This window comes from Chryseobacterium tructae (genome assembly GCF_030409875.1).
In the GTDB taxonomy this organism is placed as follows: Bacteria; Bacteroidota; Bacteroidia; order Flavobacteriales; family Weeksellaceae; genus Chryseobacterium; species Chryseobacterium tructae.
On sequence record NZ_JAUFQR010000001.1, the window covers coordinates 1,450,765 to 1,466,576 of the forward strand.

Annotated in this window: 15 protein-coding genes and 1 pseudogene; 6 read left to right on the plus strand and 10 right to left on the minus strand. The window is 34.8% G+C overall.

Annotated features, from left to right (window positions below; translation table 11 throughout):
* Positions 1-69 precede the first annotated feature (69 nt).
* Both QWZ06_RS07050 and QWZ06_RS07055 read left to right on the plus strand, forming a co-directional pair.
* On the plus strand, positions 70-1,647 hold the full coding sequence (locus QWZ06_RS07050) for a DHA2 family efflux MFS transporter permease subunit (protein WP_290296763.1): 1,578 nt from the start codon (positions 70-72) through the stop codon (positions 1,645-1,647).
* Between the two features lie 491 nt (positions 1,648-2,138).
* Positions 2,139-2,735: a hypothetical protein gene (locus QWZ06_RS07055; RefSeq protein ID WP_290296764.1), complete on the plus strand. Its 597-nt coding sequence runs from the start codon at positions 2,139-2,141 to the stop codon at positions 2,733-2,735.
* Positions 2,736-3,040: 305 nt separating this feature from the next.
* Here QWZ06_RS07055 and QWZ06_RS07060 read toward each other — a convergent pair whose 3' ends face one another.
* The 3 genes from QWZ06_RS07060 to QWZ06_RS07070 are packed head-to-tail and all read right to left on the minus strand — an operon-like array spanning position 3,041 to position 5,413.
* The gene (locus QWZ06_RS07060; RefSeq protein WP_290296766.1) at positions 3,041-4,054 is read right to left on the minus strand and encodes a TQO small subunit DoxD; all 1,014 of its coding nucleotides are present in this window, start codon (positions 4,052-4,054) and stop codon (positions 3,041-3,043) included.
* A gap of 49 nt (positions 4,055-4,103) precedes the next feature.
* Entirely contained in the window at positions 4,104-4,460 is a 357-nt protein-coding gene (locus QWZ06_RS07065; protein ID WP_290296768.1) for a hypothetical protein, read from the minus strand.
* 38 nt (positions 4,461-4,498) lie between these two features.
* Positions 4,499-5,413, minus strand: coding sequence for an alpha/beta hydrolase (locus QWZ06_RS07070; protein ID WP_290296771.1), 915 nt, complete (start codon positions 5,411-5,413; stop codon positions 4,499-4,501).
* A gap of 318 nt (positions 5,414-5,731) precedes the next feature.
* Here QWZ06_RS07070 and QWZ06_RS07075 point away from each other — a divergent pair.
* A pseudogene (locus QWZ06_RS07075) lies at positions 5,732-6,279 on the plus strand (DNA-3-methyladenine glycosylase I).
* 106 nt (positions 6,280-6,385) lie between these two features.
* Complete coding sequence (locus tag QWZ06_RS07080) at positions 6,386-6,916, plus strand: NAD(P)H-dependent oxidoreductase (protein WP_290296773.1); 531 nt, start codon at positions 6,386-6,388, stop codon at positions 6,914-6,916.
* A gap of 207 nt (positions 6,917-7,123) precedes the next feature.
* Here the strand turns inward: QWZ06_RS07080 and QWZ06_RS07085 are convergent, their stop codons facing one another.
* On the minus strand, positions 7,124-7,501 hold the full coding sequence (locus QWZ06_RS07085; protein WP_290296775.1) for a winged helix-turn-helix transcriptional regulator: 378 nt from the start codon (positions 7,499-7,501) through the stop codon (positions 7,124-7,126).
* Positions 7,502-7,592: 91 nt separating this feature from the next.
* On the opposite strand from QWZ06_RS07085, the gene QWZ06_RS07090 reads away from it, so the two are divergent.
* Positions 7,593-8,180 carry an NAD(P)H-dependent oxidoreductase gene (locus QWZ06_RS07090; protein WP_290296777.1) on the plus strand — a complete coding sequence of 196 codons (588 nt, stop codon included), beginning with the start codon at positions 7,593-7,595 and terminating at the stop codon, positions 8,178-8,180.
* Here the strand turns inward: QWZ06_RS07090 and QWZ06_RS07095 are convergent.
* From QWZ06_RS07095 to QWZ06_RS07115, 5 genes are all read right to left on the minus strand, one after another.
* Complete coding sequence (locus QWZ06_RS07095) at positions 8,125-8,880, minus strand: hypothetical protein (protein WP_290296778.1); 756 nt, start codon at positions 8,878-8,880, stop codon at positions 8,125-8,127. The genes QWZ06_RS07090 and QWZ06_RS07095 overlap by 56 nt on opposite strands.
* An 18-nt stretch (positions 8,881-8,898) precedes the next feature.
* Positions 8,899-9,873 (minus strand): hypothetical protein, encoded by a 975-nt coding sequence (locus QWZ06_RS07100; RefSeq protein WP_290296780.1) that lies wholly within the window; start codon positions 9,871-9,873, stop codon positions 8,899-8,901.
* Positions 9,874-9,911: 38 nt separating this feature from the next.
* Positions 9,912-10,412: a DUF2199 domain-containing protein gene (locus QWZ06_RS07105; protein WP_290296782.1), complete on the minus strand. Its 501-nt coding sequence runs from the start codon at positions 10,410-10,412 to the stop codon at positions 9,912-9,914.
* Between the two features lie 37 nt (positions 10,413-10,449).
* A complete protein-coding gene (locus tag QWZ06_RS07110; RefSeq protein WP_290296784.1) occupies positions 10,450-12,036 on the minus strand; it encodes a patatin-like phospholipase family protein in 1,587 nt (528 codons plus the stop codon).
* Between the two features lie 290 nt (positions 12,037-12,326).
* Positions 12,327-13,172, minus strand: coding sequence for a magnesium transporter CorA family protein (locus QWZ06_RS07115; RefSeq protein ID WP_290296786.1), 846 nt, complete (start codon positions 13,170-13,172; stop codon positions 12,327-12,329).
* 73 nt (positions 13,173-13,245) lie between these two features.
* Between QWZ06_RS07115 and QWZ06_RS07120 the strand changes: the two genes are divergently transcribed.
* Positions 13,246-14,268 carry a 3-oxoacyl-ACP synthase III family protein gene (locus QWZ06_RS07120; protein ID WP_290296789.1) on the plus strand — a complete coding sequence of 341 codons (1,023 nt, stop codon included), beginning with the start codon at positions 13,246-13,248 and terminating at the stop codon, positions 14,266-14,268.
* A gap of 108 nt (positions 14,269-14,376) precedes the next feature.
* On the opposite strand, the gene QWZ06_RS07125 is transcribed toward QWZ06_RS07120, so the two are convergent.
* Positions 14,377-15,537: a thioredoxin family protein gene (locus QWZ06_RS07125; protein ID WP_290296791.1), complete on the minus strand. Its 1,161-nt coding sequence runs from the start codon at positions 15,535-15,537 to the stop codon at positions 14,377-14,379.
* Between the last annotated feature and the right edge of the window lie 275 nt (positions 15,538-15,812).

The following is a 15,812-nucleotide window of genomic DNA, read 5'->3' on the forward strand; positions in this document are numbered from 1 at the left end:
TATTCATGATGAATTTAAATCATTAATACATCCTACATTTTACATTAATACAAATATTCAAATAAAATTATGCAAGATTCATTAGTAGAATATGGAGCGCGGAGAGTAATCATTACGATTACAGCTATCCTATGTGCCCTTCTTGAAATTGTAGACTCCACGATTGTTAATGTTGCCTTGAATGAAATGAAGGGGAATCTTGGATCTACACTTTCAGAAGTGGGTTGGGTAATCACGGCTTATGCCATTGGTAACGTAATTATAGTACCAATGACAAGCTGGCTTTCCCAGCAATTTGGACGTAGAAATTACTTTGCGGCATCCATCATTATATTTACCATATTTTCATTTTTATGTGGAAATGCGACCAATATCTGGGAACTTGTGTTCTTCAGATTGATGCAGGGAATCGGTGGGGGAGCCTTATTGGTAACTTCACAAACGATCATTACGGAATCTTATCCGATAGAAAAAAGAAGTATGGCTCAGGCTATTTATGGTCTTGGAGTAATCATTGGCCCTACATTAGGTCCGCCTCTTGGAGGATATATTGTTGATAACTTCAGCTGGCCATATATTTTCTATATTAATATTCCGATTGGAATTGCAGCAACCTTGATGACGCTGCAGTTTGTAAGAAGTCCGAAATATGCAGAAAAACGCAAAGTCTCGGATGTTGACTGGATTGGAATTGGATTGCTGGCAGTAACTGTGGGTTCATTACAGTTCATTCTGGAAAGAGGACATGAAGAAGACTGGTTTGAAAGCGGAATGATCGTGGCCTTCACAGTAGCCGCAATTTTAGGATTTATATTATTCCTTTGGAGGGAACTTACCTTTAAATATCCTATCGTTGAGCTCAGGGTGCTTAAAAACAGTAATTTAAGAATCGGAACCATGATGTCATTCGTGCTTGGATTTGGGCTTTATGGGTCAACGTTTATCGTTCCATTGTATACTCAGAGTATTTTAGGTTGGACGGCACTTCAGTCAGGAGCTTTGATGATTCCGGCAGCTTTAACGACAGCCTTTATGATGCCAATTATTGGTAGATTACTGGCAAAAGGAGCGAAACAACAGATTCTGGTTTCTTTAGGATTATTCATCTTCTTTGTCTATAGTTTCTGGGGATATAAAATTCTGTCACCGGATACCAGTAAAGATGCATTTTTCTGGATGCTGATTGTAAGAGGAGCAGGTTTAGGATTACTGTTTATTCCAATTACTTCCCTATCCTTAAGTACCTTGAAAGGGCAGGAGATTGGTCAGGGAGCAGCCTTTACCGGGATGATGAGACAGCTTGGAGGATCCTTTGGGATTGCAGCCATTACTACTTTCATTGCCAATGCAGGTCAGAAGTACAGGAATAATTTAATTTCCCATTTGGATGAAAATAGTTTTGAAGTTCAGCAAAGACTGGCAGCATTAAAGGCTAGTTTTGTAGCAAAAGGAATGACTCCTGACGCTGCAATGAATGCCGCTTATAAAATGCTCGACTTATCTGTCACCAAACAGGCAACAGTACTGTCTTACATGGATGTATTCCTTTACCTCGGAATCGTATTCCTGATATGTATTCCGTTTATCTTACTCGTAAAAGAAAGAAAGAGCAAAGAAAAAATAGATTTGAGTGAAGCCATGCACTAAATTTTAATTAAAAACCTTCGGATTTTCCGGAGGTTTTTTTTTGTGTAAAAAGCATATTTAAAAGAGATTATATGTGATAGGTGTTGTCAGCTTAATAACCTCATTCTTCCTTCTTCCAGATTTTTTGTCATATTAATTTTTCATTTCTTTTTGTTAAAAATAAAATCACTTATTGGAGAATTTGTTTATTTTTTTTAGCTTTACATTACCAAATGAAAAAATATGAATACATTCCCTCACCTCAAAAATACCTCTTCAGGAACTAAGATCAGGAGTACCATTTTCTGATGTATATTGATTAGTTTACCCACAACTTTATGAAGTTTTGATGTCTTATGTTTGAATAATGGCAATGTTTGTGATTTTGAATCACGACAAGATGTGGAAATGAGCTTGATTGATGATCAAGCAATATTACGTAATTACTACGTCTTTTTACACGATAATATCTGTATTCATTCTCTCTAATAACCTTAAAATTTAAAACGTATATGAGCCAGATCCAATTGCCAGAAACCTTTATGGCATTATCAGATTTCAGAAAACATGATGTTTATCTTCCTGAAATAGATCAGAATCAGATGATCTCAGATTTCTTTCCTGCAACGTTTACAGAACTTACCCAGCGTCTTTCAGATATTACAGGAGCATTTTATGGCGGATTATTGAAACAGGCAGGTAACCTTTATGGTGAGGAAGCTATTAATGAACTTTCTACCGCTTTCATGCATGATCTCGGATCAAAAATGGCCTTGAGAATCCTACAAACCAAACCTAATTTGCAACCTGGAATTCCAGCAGTAGCAAAAATATTGATAGGAGCAGTTTTTACATCCAGTCCCGAATATAATTTTGATTTCAAAGAATTAAATGACCAGAGAGTTGAACTACTGATTAAAGGAGTGGACCGTTACCACAAAATCACACAAAGTCTCCAGATCGCAGGACTGTTGAAGTGGCCGGTTATAGAACCTTTTATACAGGGAGTATGCGATACTATGGGGCTGGATGTTTTATTTGAAATGAACGTACTGAAGCTTGATCCTGACAGCTCGTGTGCCTATCAAGTAATTGTGGAGGGAAGATAGGATTGATTGTAAGATAAAAGATCTAATCATTGAAGGTCAAGATTTGCTTGATTCAATCATGATGATGGCTTTACGTAACCTTATTATTGGTATCAATGATCCATAAAATATTAATAGGAGCGGGCTAAAGCCCGCTCTCTTTATAAAATATCATGCATCTGGCTTTAGCCAAAACTTAAGAACATCTGAATATATTCATTTATATCTTCATCAACATTCTATGTAACTATGTGGTGAAAATTAAACCACATAGCTACATAGGCTTTTTAGGAAAGCAACAGATCATTTCATTGGTGAATCCTATTTTACTTTATATTCTCTATCCATTCAATACCACTGATATCAATTATTTTTAAAGCATGAATTTCATCTTTTTGAAGAATATCCCCAATTTCGATATTGATATCTGCCTTTGCTCCCAGTGGAATAACAAGGCTGTATTTTCCAGGTTTCACTTTGGTTACATAATGATTTTTAATATGGTCTTTAGAAAACTTTGAGAGCTCCTTATGATCAAGTTCCTTAAGAATATTGCCGTTTTTATCCAGAATATGAATCCCAATGAGAAAAGAACCATATACATCGGCACCTTCTGTCCTGTAAACTTCAAATTTTAGGTCAGTATTATTATGTGAAATATGAGAAATCTCAAGCTTGGGCTTTACAGACTTATTATGCAAAGTTCCCCAAACACCTCCATGAAAATATTGGTTGGTATAGAGGGTAAGTGCAAAAATAATAAGAGAACCTGTCAGCACGAAGACTTTTGGTTGAGAAATAGGCAGTACTCCGGAACCCAGCCATTGAAACCATTTTTTTTGAGTGAAATGTATATTTTTCTGGATTAAATAACCATCAAAAGAATAAGAGCTACTTCCCGTAAGGAAAAGAACAAAACCACCTGCAACTCCCAGCACACCAATCTGCCATTCGTCTAAACAGGTCGTTCCCAACCATCCTGATCCCAATAGAATTCCCAACGCAAGACTGAATATTCCTATACTCATCAATCGGGTAAAGAGGCCAAGAATAATAAATAATCCTACGATAGCTTCGATAATTGTAAAAGTCATCATGGATCTCTGTAAGGCATCCGGATGGGTAACCAGATATTCTATGATGGGTTTAATTCCTAAGGCATTCGGTAGAAAATGATTGAATTTTTCCCCGATGTATCCCTTTTCATCCGGAATAAGTTTGTTTTCGAGAATAAGCCTGCGCCAAAAGGCTGAAAAGTAAGTCCATCCGATAACCATTCGGAGAGCTAAAGTATATAATCCGGCCAAATCATAAGACTGGCTGTTTGTAGTATGTTTCATTGAAGTTTATATTGTATTGTAAAAAACTGATTGTCGTGTAATAAGAGTCTTAACCCAGATTCAATTTCAGTCTTTTAAATAAAATATACTTCGGTGGGCTATTTCCTGTAGTAACCCCTGAGTATTCTTTAAAAAATAATTTGTCTTCCTTGGTATTTTTTGCAGTAGCATTACCATTCCAAAAAGATCCTTTGCATTTGAATTTTGCTTCAGCTTTTGAAATGGAGATTTTAGAGGAAGTAGTTGAAGTATCACAGCTTAGGGAAAGCCCGGAAGTTATTTTGACTTTATTTAAGCCGCTGATGTATTGAATGTCAAAAATATCAAGAACATTTCTTTTAACGGAACATGGCGATAATGAAAACACCAGTATAAGCATCGTAATGATGGCTTTGTAAGTCTTCATATGGATTTTGGTGTCTGACATTCCTACAAAACTACACTTTATTTTAATTTTAGCTCAATAAATTTCAAAAATTCATCCTGTTGATCTACAAATAAATAGTGCGAACAATTATCAATAAGTGTGAAATTTTCTTTTCCGACAATATTTTTAAGATCATTCAACTGCTTTTCAGAGAATATTCCATCATTTTTTCCATACACGGCAAAAAGAGGAATACCTTTTCTTTTAATCTCTTTTAAAGTTACTGTATTATCAAGATTGTTCAAGGGCTCATTCTGATAGAACTTGATAGGAGAGTCATGATTCCTGATATTATTTTTATAAAATTCGCCAGCTTCATATTCTCGTCGCAGGTTCTTACTTTCCAGAGTAGGATAGGGCATGTCGAAGAATTTGAGTTTACTTGCAGTTTCGTAGCTTCTTTTTCGATAGGCTGCTGAGTTTTTAGGTAAATTTTCTATTTCAGAGATCTCTTTTAATTGAGTTGGATCATTTTTAAAATATTCTTTGGCCTCTTTCAAAATATGATCATAGGTTTCCTGCTGGGTAAATAATGCTCCAGCAAGGGTAAGCGTTTGTACTTTTGCCGGAAACTGATGGGTAAATAAAGTGCCTATGATCCCTCCAAAACTATGCGCAAGAATATGCGCTTTTTTGAGGTGATAAGTACGATAAAGCTTATTCAGATCTTCAAAACTTTCTTTAAAAGTCATAGTGGCCTTTTCATCTTTGGAGCGTCCCTCACCACGTCTGTCGTATACAATCACATAGAATCCTTTATCAGCCAGCTTTTGTGCTGTAGTCCCTTCAAATAAAGTGGCATTTCCACTCGGTCCGCCATGAATAAAAATAACAGCAGGATTCTTTTCGTTTCCATAAGCTTTTGAATAGATATGCTGAGCATTTATGGAGAGTAAGAATAAGGAAAAAACAAGTGAGAATAATGATTTCATGGTTGATACTTTGGAGTAGCTAAGCTAATTAATATTCTTGATGTTTTTGAATGAAAAGGTGAATATTAAGCCATCCATCAAAACTTATTTGAATTTTTTCCACTCCTCCAGAAGAGTGGAGGTTTCTCCAATTATGATTTAGAGAATAATTTGAAGGAGTAATCTATTAATTAAAAGCTTTTGACATGTTCTTTTGTGCTCAATAAGCTTCCTTCCTCAAACCTCCATCTTCCTTTCTTCAAAAAATACACCCTACTGACTAACAGTTGTCACAGCCTTGTCTTATCTTTATCCCGTTAAACCAAAACAAATACTTCAATGAGTTATTGCTTAGCCATAAACGGAATGCAGCCTGAAAGCAGAAAAGAACTGCACAAAAATTACCATGATAATTATTATGGATTTCCAATTCATGATGATAATGAATTGTTTGGAAGATTGATTCTGGAGATTAATCAGGCAGGTTTAAGCTGGGAACGGTTTTAAAGAAAGAAGAAAGTTTCAGAAAAGCTTATGATAATTTTGATATTCAAAAAATAGCAGCATATACAGAAGAAGACCGTGAAAGGCTTTTAAGTGATAGCGGAATTATCAGAAATAAACTGAAAGTGAATGCCGCTATTGAAAATGCAAAAACTGTTATAGAGCTTCAAAAAGACTTTGGTTCATTTGAAAAATGGCTGGAACATCACCATCCTAAAACATTGCAGGAATGGATGAAACTTTTTAAGAAAACCTTCAAATTTACAGGCGGAGAAATCGTGAATGAATTCCTGATGAGTACAGGATACTTGAAAGGAGCACACCATGAAACCTGTCCAATTCATGCAAAAGTATTAGAACAGAATCCTTTGTGGAAGAAATAGTACATAGTTAACTTTGTTGCTAAATGTTTATTTTTTTCTATAATATGATTAATAAGATTGCTAATATAAATAACACCCATTATTTTTGTTGGACAAATTAAAACCAATGAAAATATTAATAATTGTGATCCACCCTGATCTCGAAAAGTCTATGATCAATAAAAGATGGACTGAAGAATTAAAAAAATATCCTGAAAAATATACCGTTCATCAATTACATTATGAATACCCGGACGGAAAGATTGATGTCGCTAAAGAACAAAAGCTGATAGAGTCTTATGATACAGTAGTATTTCAATTCCCATTTTATTGGTTTAGCAGTCCATCACTTTTGAAGCAATGGTTTGATGAGGTATTTCTTTATGGTTGGGCATACGGAAGCAATAGTGGGTACAAAGCAGGAGGAAAGAAAATGACATTGGCCGTTTCTACAGGAACTGATGAGGAGGGTTATAGTAACTCAGGTAAGTTTAAATATACTATGGATGAACTTTTTTGTCCCTACAAACTCACTTTCAGATACGTTAAATCAGAATATCAGGAGCCTTTTGTTTACTACGGATTAGAATTCAATTCTTCAGAAGAATGGATTGAAAGAAGTGTACCGATGTATCTGGAGTTTTTGAATGCTCTTTAGATCAAAGCAGTGGCTGATGCAACCCTTTGTGGAAGAGATAGAGAATAAAGAAAATAAGCTTATTTTCCATATTTTATAGTTTTTCTATTAAATTGTGTGTTATGTCTTTTAATATAATACACAATTTAACAAGGGATTAAGTGTAAATTGCTTATTAATAGTTGTTTATATGAATAATTACAGAGTCCAATATATCAGATCTCTTCTTTATTTATCTTCAGGAGATTTTTCAATTAATTGCCTGTGCTCTATTCCCCATTTCTCGAATTCCAGGATAATAGGTTTCAGCTTATATCCAATTTCTGTTAATTCATATTCTACCCTTGGCGGTACTTCAGCATATACGGTTCTGGTGATAATTTTATCTTCCTCCAGTCTTCTGAGTTGTAAAGTTAGCATACGTTCTGTAATGTTCTGAAGGCGCTTTTTCAGTTCTCCGAATCTCATTTTACCATTGATGAGGTAACAACAGATGGCTAATGCCCATTGTCCACCGATAATATTGGAGGCATACACTTCCGGACATTCGTCTGCAAGCGCTTTTTTATTGGCAAAATTAGTTGAGGTTTCCTTTATTTTAGTCATTACTTACATTTTTTATAGTACCCTACAATAGGTTGCTAATGTACGAAATGTAAGGAATGTATTGTAATTTTGTGGTAGAAATTTAAACATAATGAAGACTTTAGTAATTGTTACTCATCCTGAAATTGAAAAATCTGTTATCAATAAAAGATGGATTGAAGAGTTAAAAAAATATCCGGAAAAATACACTGTTCATCAATTATATGACGCTTATCCAGATGGTAAAATTGATGTTGTCAGAGAACAAAAGCTTATGGAATCCCATGATACTATTGTGTTTCAGTTTCCTTTTTATTGGTTTAGCAGCCCGCCACTTTTGAAACAATGGCTAGATGAAGTCATTTTACACGGCTGGGCGTACGGAAGTAACAGTGGATATAAACTGGCCAGGAAAAAAATGACCTTAGCAGTAACTGCAGGAATTGATGATGATGAATATTCTGCTTCAGGAAAATATAAATATACCATGAAGGAACTTTTCAGACCTTATGAACTGACCTTTGACTATATTAAAGCACACTACGAAGAGCCTTTTGTTTATTATGGGATAGAACGTGATCCTTCGGATGAGTGGATTGACAGGAGTGTGCCTATGTACCTGGATTTTTTGGATGCTCTTTCGGTCAATAACTGTGATCAAGATAGATTAGTCCTCGATAACTGCCAAGATTCTCTTTAATATTCATCATTATATCAGGAATATATTCATAACCTCCTTCAAGAAGGTGATTCATTTCATCATGGTATATATGATCAGTATTTTGAAGATAGGTGTTTAAGTGCTTTTCTGTACTGATATGCAGGTTGAAATTGGTGTCAAACCGAGATATTTCAAGTGATCCTTTCATTTCTTCTATATCAGGATATTCTTTAAAAACAGCGACTTTAAAGGAAAGAAGGATAAGATAATCAAGCATAAGATGAAGCTCATCACTGCTTAAAATTGTGTCAATTGTCAATTCTGGTGCCGTATCAAGAAGTGGAATATAAAACTTTTCAACTCCTATAGTGGCAAGTGAGAAGAGTAGAGGAACTTCATTGTGGATATTCAAATGATGAATAGTAATGAATCCATGATGGGCGAAGATTTCTTCATCTCCCTTGTGATCATTTTGATAGTACCAGGTAAACCAATCGAAAAGAGCTGTAAATTCGTTATTCTCTAAAGTGTAATTTTCTTGTTGAAGCTTTTTCAGAAGATTTTCATAGGATATGCCTGAAAATTCTCTTTTGCTTTTCAGAAAATCCCGGAAGGTTCCAAAACGTTGATTAACGATCTTTAAAAATACGTCAGGAAGGCTTGTATCTGAAATTTTTGGATACAGGTTTTCTCTGATCTTTGCTTTATCCAGTTTGTAAAGTTCTATATATCCACCCATTATTTCTCGTGATATATACTATTTTGATTTAAAAAAAGTATCGGTTTCGTATTGATATCTCCAATCAGTCCAATATTCCAATACTCTTTTGAACTCTTTTTGTTCGTATTTTAGAATTCCGTCTTTGGAATTGAAGCGTTCCAGATTCCTGGGTGTCGGAGAGGTTATTGAGCTGATTTTGTTCCGGCAGAGAAAACACTTGTCATTAAATACTGATTTTCTGTAACAGACAATACATTTTTCAAAATGGTCACAAACAGCATGGATTTCATTGTACTGATCCTTTGTAAGCAAGATTCTGGGAATTTTGGTAAGTAACTTGAAAAAGTTGACGGATTCATTAGAAAAAGATATGTAATCAAGTGCATTGAATCCTCTTTCCAGTTCTTCCTCTTTTGTTAACCTGTTCATTTCAATGGAGCAGGAATGAGGATCATTCATTTCAAAATTTAGCTGTTTGATCTCTGACCATACTATGTGGCGAAACTTTTTGTCATAATAAGTGAAACCAAATTGATTGATATTCCTTATCCTTTCCTTTTTTAGCTTTTTAAGTTCACATTTTCTACAGAATGGTTCTTCCAAAGATTTTCCTACATTTTTCTGGCTGCCACAGCAGGAGCAGGTTGATCTATATATATCAAGATACTTATCAATAATAGTACAAAGTTTTTCGTTACCGCCAGCACGAAATCCTTTCATGGTAAATGCTCCCCAGGAGTATTTATATTGTATAGGCTGAAGATATGTCCATCCATTGGAAGATAGTTCGGCAAACATTTTTCTTCCTTGTTTTTCCCAGCCAGGATAAAGATCTTTAATGAAATATTGGATGTATAAATATTCATTGAAATTGCCAAAATTGTAATTCCTGTTTTCTAATTCTTCTTTAATAGATTGAATATATTCCTCAGAATAAGAATGAGAAGCCATGAAAAAAAGATAGGCAAGCCATTCGTTAGTATAACTCTTAAATGAGTTTTGTGCCTCCATATTGTGTTTGTTATTGTGATCTTCAGATTTATTCTATATTATTTACTATTTAAAACTCTGTTGATCCTTTTTTCAGCCTCATCTTTTGTAATTCCATTATAAAAATCATCTACAAAAGGATGTTCATAGCTTTGATGTGGGAAAACAAACGGTCGTCCGATGGTATTATCCACGACAACTGTTGTAGGAATACTTTCAGAAAAATCATAGTCGGGCAGATAGGTATTAAGCCATCCGAAATATTCCGCTTTGAATTCTTTATGATCGTAATTTTCGACGTATTCAGTATAGCTTTTCTCACTTAATGAAACCCAGACTCCATAATCAAGATCCCTGCAGTCATCGGTAACTTCCTGTATCAAAACAGCCCGAATGAATCTATTGGTTTCTTCAGGACTTTCAACAAGACAAAGGTCTGAAGTGAGGGTTGCATTTTTCAATTCTTCGTCGGAAAGATGAGAATAAAAGTCAGGAGCACTATAAGCCAGTGCAGGCCAGTCTTCTTTTTCTTCGCCACAACATTCACAGATGTATTTCATAATGAGTTTGCTTTTCAGCTAAAGTACTTAAAAATTCTTATCCCACTGTTGGTGTATCCTCTTCCTTCAGTATTTTTTTCTCCTTCATCGAAAGCATCATGCGTTCGTATTTGTATTTTTCCCAGTCAAAATGATTCAGAAAGTCTAAGGCAGCCTGAAAGCCTCTGTTGAAAAGATCTTCCTTCTCTTCCTTTTTCATAAAGAAATTGAGCCAGCTGCTGGTTCCGCAATTGACAGTCTGTATGCTGTACAGCTTATAGAAACTATGTTTAGTAAGAAAGGTTTTATCATTAAAGCCCTTTAAAGTATTGATGATATTTCCTGCATAGCTGAAAGGAGTGTTCATAATTTCCTCACTGGTTTTCCCTTTTTCAGAAAGAAGATCAGAATCACTTGTCAGTTGTACCCCGAAAAGAGGCATTCTTGGGTAAAAGACTTCATCTGCGTGAAAAAGATCAATAGGAAAATTAGAGATACTGCCACCATCAATGAAAACACCAACAGGATTAATATCTTCCTTTTTGGTATTCATCCAGAATCTCCAGGCATATTTTACAGAGCTGTCTTCTTTATTGATCCTTTTCTGATAAGGTTCAAAGAAAAAAGGGACGGACATGGAAGCCCTTACGAATTCTGCCGGGCTAATATGTTTTAACTCTTCTTCAGACCAATATAAATTGGCCATGGTAGGAAGTTCTACCTTTATTTTGGTATTGATATCTGTAGTAATGACAACATATTCTGACCGGAGAAGGTAAAAAGGATTGTTTTTGTAGTAATCATTATTAACCGCACTGTTATAGAAGATTTTATATCTGGTTTGATCGATATGTTCCAGATTTTTAGCCTTGATTTTTTCAATACTGGCTAAAGTGATATCATAATATTCCTGCCCGTTCCCAAAACGGTAGTTGAGGTTGAGATCATGTTCTTTTTGTATAAATTTCTCATTAAGGTTGGCTACAGTTTGAATTCCAAAATGATCAAGCGCAGTTTTCATGGTATTCAAAAAGACATTTCCAGGATTAAGGCCACTATTTTCCTTTCTGAAGTTGTTGTATAATTTTTTGATACATAGAAAAAGGATAAGTGCCGGAACCAAAGGAATTAAAAACATCAGTTTAGCACTCAGGATACTTCCTGAAGGAGCTGCAAAAGGAATACTAACGAGAATAATGAATAAAATAGCAGCAATAATAGCATTGATTTTAAAGAAATCCTTATTGTTTAACATTCCATGAAGGGTCGTTTTTACGTACGTTTTTCCATCCATGAAGTCAGCAAAGTCCCAGCTGAAAAGAATATCTTTGATCAGCTCACTTTTAGGTTCTTCCTTTGTTTTGCAGGCTGCAATAAGCATAGTGTTGATCGCTCCGGCGCTGGTTCCTGCTACTTTCAAAAAACGAATTCCAAAGATTTCCAGGCCATAAAGGTAACCTACCAATGCACTTCCCCAGACACCACCACCTTCCTGAACAAATTCTATATATTGATTTCCCTCTGCATCCAAAAGATCGGAAAACTCTTTAGCAGAAATATTTCCATACAAAGAAACAAGCTTATCTTTGGATGCCTGTGAAAGAGAATCATCTTGCAGAATTTTGTTGAGGTTTTCAGTTTTCATGGGCTTGGGTTTTCAGCTTGCAATATTTTGACATTACCAACAGTATGTAAAGCTGTCTCTAAATTACTGTTTATTTGTAAACCATAGGATTAAAGATTAATGATCCTTTTTATATTGAGAACATTTAGGATAATCTTATATTGAATTTTCTTACAGATTTTGCTGATTAAACAGATTGTCCAATAATTATCTGCGTAATCTGTGAAATCTGCGAGAAATATAAACCTACCTTTAGCATTACCACTGTCTACGTCTCACGTAGATAAATGTGCTGATAACAACGGTAGCCATTACCCCAATGTTATAAAATAACCATGTTTATGATGAAGTTCAGGCATATTTTCAAAGTTCATTCCATACACTCCGGCAATAAAAGTAATCGGTAAGAAATATACCGAATAAATGGCCAACACTTTCATTACCTGGTTAGCTTTCTGATCCGAAAGAGCCAAAAACATTGAAATAAGGTTGGTGATCTGTATATTTAAATGATCAAAATCGGCCACTACATCCTTGTGCTTATCCTTTAAATCCACAATTTCAGAGTCCTGTAAATTCAACAGTTTGAATTTATCAATAGCATCTGTAGAAATCACCAAAACCCGCGAGTTCAACCCGGATTTTCTTTTCAGTTTGTAGAGTCTTCGGATCTGGCTGGTATGGTTAGTATTCTTGAGGAAGATCTCATTTTCAATATTGTCCATGGTTTCCATTAAACTTACCGATTCATCATCAAAGCTCTTCATGATCAATATGGCGATCATTAAAGCTACTTTTTGTGGAGTAGCTTCTTCCTGAATGAGAGAAAGTTTCTTTTTTGTTTCAGAAATACTTCTGGTTTTCATTCTGTGAATGGTGATAATAGTTTTATCCAGAATGAAAATGGCAATCTTTGTACTGATATCACTGATGGTGTTCAGATTCTTTCTTTCCAGCTCTGTACTCTCACGAAGAAGAAAGAATTTTACATTCCCATCTTCTTCATATTTTGGGAGGTGATTGGGATCTATGGTATCTTCCAGAAGAAGGTTGTTGATTTCGTATCGTTCATGAAGGAATTTCAGGTCTTCTGCAGTAGGAGCCTCTACATCCACCCATTCACAGTGGGTGCTTCTGTATATCGTATCAATTGGCATAAAGTAAAAATACTAATATTTTGAAAAACTATGTGTTAAATAAGTTTTATCTTTGCCAAAATTATAAAACTATATGATTAAAAGTACAATAAAAGGTGTGGGATTTTATGTCCCAGATAACATTGTTACAAATGATGATCTAGCAAAACTAATGACTACCAATGATGAATGGATTACGGAAAGAACAGGCATCAAGGAGCGAAGACACAGAAAAAACAGAAATGATTCTCAGGAAACTACAGCTTACTTAGGCTTCAAGGCATCAGAAAAAGCTATTGAAAAAGCAGGTTTAACAGCTAAAGATATCGACTATATTGTTTTTGCAACCCTTTCTCCGGATTATTATTTTCCAGGCTGTGGAGTTTTACTTCAGGAAATGCTGGGATGTGATACCATTGGAGCATTAGATGTAAGAAATCAGTGCTCAGGATTCGTATATTCTATGAGTGTTGCCAATGCTTTCATCAAATCCGGTACCTATAAAAATATTCTTGTGGTAGGAGCAGAAGTTCATTCTTTCGGATTGGATTTTTCTGACGAAGGAAGAGGCGTTTCCGTTATTTTTGGCGATGGGGCAGGAGCAGTAGTGCTTTCTGCAACTGAAGATGAAAATGCCGGAGATATTCTGGCCATGAATATGCACTCTGAAGGTAAATATGCCGATGAATTGTGTACGCAATTCCCAGGTTCTAAATATGGATGGAGTGACAGGATGAGAAAAGAACCGGAAAATGTAACGGATAAAGAAGTATATCCTATCATGAATGGTAACTTTGTATTCAAACATGCCGTAACAAGATTTCCGGAAACCATGATGGAAGCTTTACAGAAAGCTGGAAAAACAATTGAAGATTTAGATATGTTTATTCCTCATCAAGCAAACTTGAGAATTGCTCAGTTTGTTCAGCAGAAATTTGGATTGCCGGATGAAAAAATCTTCAACAACATTCAGAAATACGGAAATACAACTGCTGCTTCCATTCCTATTGCTTTAAGCGAGGCGATCGAAAAAGGCAAAATTAAAAGAGGTGATTTAGTCCTTCTCTCAGCTTTTGGTAGCGGATTTACATGGGGAAGTGTTCTTTTTGAATATTAGTCAAGTGAAAAGACAGAATGGGAAAAGTTTATTGATCTCTTTCTTTCTCTACAATACAATAAAAAAGCCGCAGAACATTCTGCGGCTTTTTATGTTTTTGCCTGTAAATTAAAGGCTTTTCAATAATTTCTCAGTATCAGAAGAATCCTGTCCTTCACTTTTTGCCAATTCAATGGATTTTTCAGCCCACATCTTTGCATTTTTTTTATCACCAATCTTATTATAAAGATTAGCTAGTGTATCTGTATTGGCATAACTCTGTCCTTTTTTTATAGATTCCTGCCCCCATGCAATAGCCTTTTCCAGAGATGTCTTATTACTTACATTCTCAAAGAAATTCCAGGCTGCGGAATTTAATTCTGTACCGTTGGCTTTAGAAAAGTCCTGATATACCTCTAAAGTCAACTTCTCAAAAAGGGCAATATCTTTATTTTTTAAAGCTCTGTTCGCTTTCAGCTTTTTTAATAGTTTCTCAGCATCCTCTTTGCTCATGAATTTCTGAGCCCCAGCAATAAAATGCTCATCATTCCAGGTCTTAGTATCAGAGTTATAAGACTTTTTAGAGAGGGTGTTCATTTGAATACTTTGGTCGATCTTAGCATATTTATCTTCAGGATAAAATTTTAAAATCTCTGTTTTTTTATCTTGAAAAATCTTATATAAAGGACTTTCTGTTGTAGATATACCGGAAATAAGCAATTCAGCATCCTCTTGATCCATAACAGGTTTTACCTGAAAATAACGGGTCAATACTTTACCTGAAAACTCTGAGTCATTATACATAGTAAGTTCTGTCAGATTTTTCAAAAATGAAGGGTCTTTTTCTCCTTTTTCAAATTGCTGTTTTAAAGAAGTAAGTCTTTTATTGGGGTCTCCAGCATCCTTTGCAAACTGAATGAAATCTTTTTCTTCAACATATCCCAACGTTCTGTGTACAGCTTCACCATTTCCATCAATGAATAGATAAGTAGGAAATGCTTTTACATTGTATTTTTTAGCCAGATCAATACCTTCTCCTTTCTCCATATCAATTTTAGCATTGATAAAATGAGAATTATAATAATCACCTACATCTTTCAATGGAAAAATATTTTTTACCATCAGCTTACATGGCCCGCACCATGATGCATAAGCGTCTATAAAAACCAGTTTGTGTTCCTTTTTGGCTTTAGCAAGGATAGAAGCAAAGTTGCCTTCCTCAAATTTGATACCTTGAGCCCATGCCAGTGTGCCTATAAATAGAGTAGAAAGTATAACTATCTTTTTCATAAAAAACGTTTTGTTCCCTGCAAATGTAATAAATATGATGACATTTAAGTTCGTCACATTGAAAATAATTTTTAAAGAACCTTATTTTAAATACAGGTTTAGGCTTGTATGAAAGAAAAACATATATTGTTTTGGACTTATTATTAAAATTAATGTAAATCATAATTTTAGTTAAATGATTAAATTTCAGTAGAATATTTTAATTAAAAATAAAATATCACTAGTTTTGTAAAAAACAAAAAGACACCCGTGAGAAAATGATGAGTTATTATAAA